A 4,590-nucleotide genomic window follows, 5' to 3' on the forward strand; every position below is an offset into this window, starting at 1 on the left:
CGTCACCTGCGCCTACGTGGGCCTGTCGGCGGCGCTCGGCCGCAACCTCGCGGCCGACCTGCTGCGCGAGCATGCCCATGGATGACGCCACCGTCGTCGGCTGGGACATCGGCGGCGCGCACGTCAAGGCCTGCCTGCTGCAGCGCGGCCGCGTGGTCGATGTCGCGCAATGGGCCTGCCCGCTGTGGCAGGGCATCGAGCACCTGGAGCGCGCGCTGCAATCGGCCCGTGAGCGCTGGCCCGCGGCCGTGCAGGCCCGGCATGCGGTGACGATGACGGGCGAGATGGTCGACCTGTTCGAGCACCGCGAGGCCGGCGTGCAGCGCATCGCGGCGCTGCTGTGCGAGGCCTGGCCCGATGCGGCGGTGCAGTTCTTCACCGGCGACCAGGGCTGGTGCGACGGCGAACGCGTGGCCGCGCAGTGGCAGCACATCGCGTCGGCCAACTGGCTGGCCACCGCGATGCACGCGGCGCGCGAACTGGGCGACGGCGTGCTGCTCGACATCGGCAGCACCACCACCGACATCATCGCGTTCAGGCATGGGCAGGTCGTCACGCAGGCGCGCAGCGACGTGCAGCGCCTGGCGACAGGCGAGCTCGTCTACCAGGGCGTGGTGCGCACGCCGCTGTGCGGGCTGGCGCGGCAGATCCCGTGGCGCGGCGAGCGGCTCAACGTGATGAACGAGTACTTCGCGACCGTGGCCGACGTGTACCGCCTGACCGGCGAGCTGGACCCGGCGCACGACCTGTACCCGAGCGCCGACAACGCGCCGAAGGACCTGCCGGCCACGCGCAAGCGGCTGGCGCGGATGATCGGCATGGATGCGCGCGATGCCTGCGACGGCGAGTGGCTGGTGTTCGCGCAGGACTGGCGCGCCGCGCAGGTGGACGAACTGGGCGCGCAGCTGCAGCGCGTGATGGCGATGCACCGGATGTCGGCCGATGCCGTCGTCGTCAGTGCGGGGTGCGGCGACTTCCTGGTGGCCGACGTGCTGGCCGCCGCGCACGGCGCGGCCTGCGCGTGCCGCCGCTACGGCAGCGACCTGGCCCGCCTGGCACTCGGTGCCGCACCGGCGGTGGCGGCCTGGGCGCAGGTGTGCGCGCCGAGCGTGGCGGTGGCGATGCTGCTCGACATGGAGCTGCGCTGATGTGGGTCGTCAAGCTCGGCGGCAGCCTGAGTGCCGACCCGGTGTTGCCGCAGTGGCTGGACCTGCTGGCGCAGCTGGGGGGAGGGCGCGTGACGCTGGTGTGCGGCGGCGGCAGCCTGGCCGACGAAGTGCGGCGCCTGCAATCGCACTGGCAGTTCAACGACCTGGCGGCGCACAACATGGCGGTGCTGGCGATGGCGCAGACCGCCTACCAGTTCAACGCGCTGAACCCCGCGCTGCAGCTGGCGACGAGCCGCAGCGACATCCGGCGCGTGCTGCACAAGGGGCAGACGGCGTTGTGGCTTCCCTTTGAATTGCAGCGCGAGCAGCCGGATGGGCAGACCAACTGGGAGGTCACGTCGGACAGCATCGCGCTCGACCTGGCGCGGCGGCTCAATGCGGAACGGCTGGTGGTGGTGAAGTCGTGCCGGATGGAGGGAGCACCGACGCTGGCGCAGCTGGGCGAGCAGGGCATCGTCGACGCGCGCTTCGCGTCGCTGGCCCAGGGGGCGGCGTTCCCGATCGAGGTCATCCACAAGGGCGACCTGGAGGGGATGCGGGCGTTGCTGTATGGGGAGAACCGGGTGATGGGGGGGGGCCGGGGGTTCTAGCGGGGCACGTGGTGGCCCAATATCCGTCGAGCGACATTGACATGTCCGGCCCCTGGGCGTCAGCGACGATAGTAGTAGGGATCGCCTGGCGGCACCCATTCAGTGAGCACGACCGGCTTCGGTGGGCCATCCGCCTTGGTGCGCGAGCGGCTCTTGCGTTCGAAGCCCGGCACGGTGTCCGCGCTGGCCTCGTGGTACTGCTCCATGGTCACCCGGTGCGCGTCCCAGACATCGGTGACGTGGTCCGCGGGAATGTGGCCGCGGATCACCACCTCCTGCGAGGCTTTCGCGGTGTTCAGGCTGGAGCCCTTGCCGGTGGGGAACACATGCCGCGCCTGGTCGGGATCGGTCATGTCGTAGGACTCCTGGCCGCGCGGCTTGTTGAAGCGTGCCACGCGTCCGCCCGGCGGGCCCTCGGCGGCCCAGGCCGAGGCCACCTTGGCGCTGCGCGTGGCCGAGACGAACTCGCTCTTCCGCTTCGACTTGCTGCCGGCCGTGATGTGCTGGCTGGCGGTCAGTGACGGGTCGAAGCCGTCCGGCGGCCGCAGGCCCCGGCGCGGGTCCTCGTCACGGCGGAGCGAGCGGTACAGCACGTTCGGGTTCTCGCTGTCCGATTCGCCGTCGGACAGGTGATGCGGCGCGCGCGTGCGCGGACGGCTCGTGCTGCTGGCGTGGCTGGTCCGCGACTGGGAAGGTCCGCCCCACTGCTCGTGCGACGAAGGCGCCGGCCCGTAGCCGTAGGGCTGCTGCGGCGGCTGCCCGTAGCCGTGCGACGGCTGCGGCGAATGGCTTGGCTGCGAGGGGGCGTACGAGTAGCTGCGCGGAGGGGAACCGTATCGGTGGTCAATTGGCATGGTGGCGTCCTTGGTTTGCGGCCCATCGTGGGTCAGGCGCCAGATTGACGGCGGGGCAGGCGGTGGACCGCCGCGGATGCGAAGCGAACGATGCGCCGGCGAAACAGATCGGGAAGAAGTCAAGGCATGCGGGTCAGGAGAGAATCGCGGCCTGGACTGCCCCCGGTCGGCCAGGCAGCCCGTCCCTGTCCACGGCTGGTGCCGCCAGACTGCTCATGACCGACGCTCACTACACGACCTTGCCGCAGTGGCCCAACGCTTATCCGGCCAGCGGCGCCAGCGCCACGCTGAAACTCCTCAACGAGGATTTCATCGTGACCGAACTGCCGCTGCAGCAGCCCTCCGGTGAGGGCGAACACCTCTGGCTGGACATTGAGAAGAACGGTGCCAACACCGCCTTCGTCGCCCAGCAGCTGGCCGAGGCCGCCAGCGTGCAGGAAAGAGACGTGGGCTATGCCGGCCTCAAGGACCGCTACGCCATCACCCGTCAGTGGTTCAGCATCTATCTGCCGAAGGGCGAGACGCCCGACCTGACCCTGCTTCAGCACCCGGAATTCAAGGTACTGGGTCAGAGCCGCCACGTGAAGAAGCTGCGCCCTGGCGATCTGCAGGGCAACCGATTTCGCATCGTGCTGCGTGACGTGACCGGCAACCGCGACGCCATCGAGGCCAACCTCCAGGCTGTTGCGTCCCATGGCGTGCCCAACTACTTCGGCGCCCAGCGTTTCGGCCACGACGGTGGCAACGTGATGCAGGGCCGCGCCATGCTGGCGCGCGAGATCCGCGTGCGCAACCCGAAGAAGAAGGGCATCTACCTGTCGGCGGTGCGCTCCTTCGTCTTCAATGAAGTGCTGGCGCTGCGAGTTCAACAGGGACTCTGGGGCAAGACCCTGCCTGGTGACGTGATGGACGAGGCAGGCCGACCCACCGGACCGCTCTGGGGACGAGGCCGCGTGATCACCACCGATCAAGCGCAGGCTCTGGAAAACGGCGTGGCTGAACGTCACGCCACCTTGTGCGACGGCATGGAGCACGCCGGCCTGGATCAGGAGCGCCGCAGCCTGGTGGCGAGCCCGGCGGACATGTCATGGGAATGGCCGCAAGCCCATCAACTGGCGCTCACGTTCTCTTTGCGCGCCGGGAACTACGCCACTTCCGTTCTGAACGAAATCCTCCGCACCACGGAGCCTGACCGGCACACGGAGAACGAATCTGCGGCTGTCGAATGACGGTGTCCTCACCTCGGGTTTGCGGATGGCCGCTCGGGCTGACGAGGGTGGACTTCGGTCAGTCGCGCGGGTGGTGGTCAAAGTCCAGGCCTTCATCGGCGGGGCTGTGGGAAGCCCCATCTCAGCAAAACGGCAGGCCTTTGTCCGTCACGTGCTGATGGTGCATCACGGCCCGGCCCCTTAGGCTGGATCTGCCGGAACGTGAAGCTCGGCGCCAACCCGGAGCCACCATGACAACAAATCACAGCGCCCGCCGCGACGCGACCCAGCTCCGCAAGCCCGCGGCGATGCCCGCTGACGAAACCTCGGTGCCGAGGGCTGCGCGGCAACTGCTGGCCGACCACATCCACCGCTCGCCGCGCATGCAGGCGCAGCGCCGCGCGATGGCGAGTTGGGGCTCGGTGACGCAACGAGCCGTCGCGCAAAGGGAGGATGGGGATGAGGCGTCGTCGCAAGGCGGAGGCCGCACCGGCATCATGGGCGAGAAGCTGGCGGGGATGATCGGCGAGGCCTTCAACTTCCTGGCGGTCGTGCCCAACTACCTGCCCAAGGAAGCGCAGCCTGTTGTGAACATCGTGGCCGGCACCGCGCTGCTCGGTTCTGCCGGCTACCAGTACTGGACGTCAAAGGACGGGGTCGAGAAGATCCAGTCCTTGGCGAATGCTGCGGCAGCCGCAACGCAGTTCACCCAAGGCGTGTTGCAGGCCACTGGGAATGACACCGCGGCCGGCGTTGTGGGGGTGCTGCC

The 4,590-nt window shown here is 69.2% G+C and carries 5 protein-coding genes; 4 read left to right on the forward strand and 1 reads right to left on the reverse strand.

Features of this window, described 5'->3' with window-relative positions; translation table 11 throughout:
• Positions 1-77 precede the first annotated feature (77 nt).
• On the forward strand, positions 78-1,148 hold the full coding sequence (locus tag AC1D15_RS18885; RefSeq protein ID WP_477827187.1) for a hydantoinase/oxoprolinase family protein: 1,071 nt from the start codon (positions 78-80) through the stop codon (positions 1,146-1,148).
• Complete coding sequence (locus tag AC1D15_RS18890; protein ID WP_477827188.1) at positions 1,148-1,759, forward strand: amino acid kinase family protein; 612 nt, start codon at positions 1,148-1,150, stop codon at positions 1,757-1,759. The genes AC1D15_RS18885 and AC1D15_RS18890 overlap by 1 nt, the downstream gene beginning before the upstream one ends.
• A 59-nt stretch (positions 1,760-1,818) precedes the next feature.
• Here the strand turns inward: AC1D15_RS18890 and AC1D15_RS18895 are convergent, their stop codons facing one another.
• Complete coding sequence (locus AC1D15_RS18895; RefSeq protein WP_477827189.1) at positions 1,819-2,613, reverse strand: hypothetical protein; 795 nt, start codon at positions 2,611-2,613, stop codon at positions 1,819-1,821.
• A 215-nt stretch (positions 2,614-2,828) separates the two neighbouring features.
• Between AC1D15_RS18895 and truD the strand changes: the two genes are divergently transcribed.
• The gene (truD, locus tag AC1D15_RS18900) at positions 2,829-3,842 is read left to right on the forward strand and encodes a tRNA pseudouridine(13) synthase TruD (protein WP_477827190.1); all 1,014 of its coding nucleotides are present in this window, start codon (positions 2,829-2,831) and stop codon (positions 3,840-3,842) included.
• A gap of 230 nt (positions 3,843-4,072) precedes the next feature.
• A partial coding sequence (locus AC1D15_RS18905; RefSeq protein ID WP_477827191.1) for a hypothetical protein occupies positions 4,073-4,590 on the forward strand: 518 nt, incomplete at its 3' end.

The sequence above is a fragment of the Rhizobacter sp. P2_H2 genome (assembly GCF_056403375.1).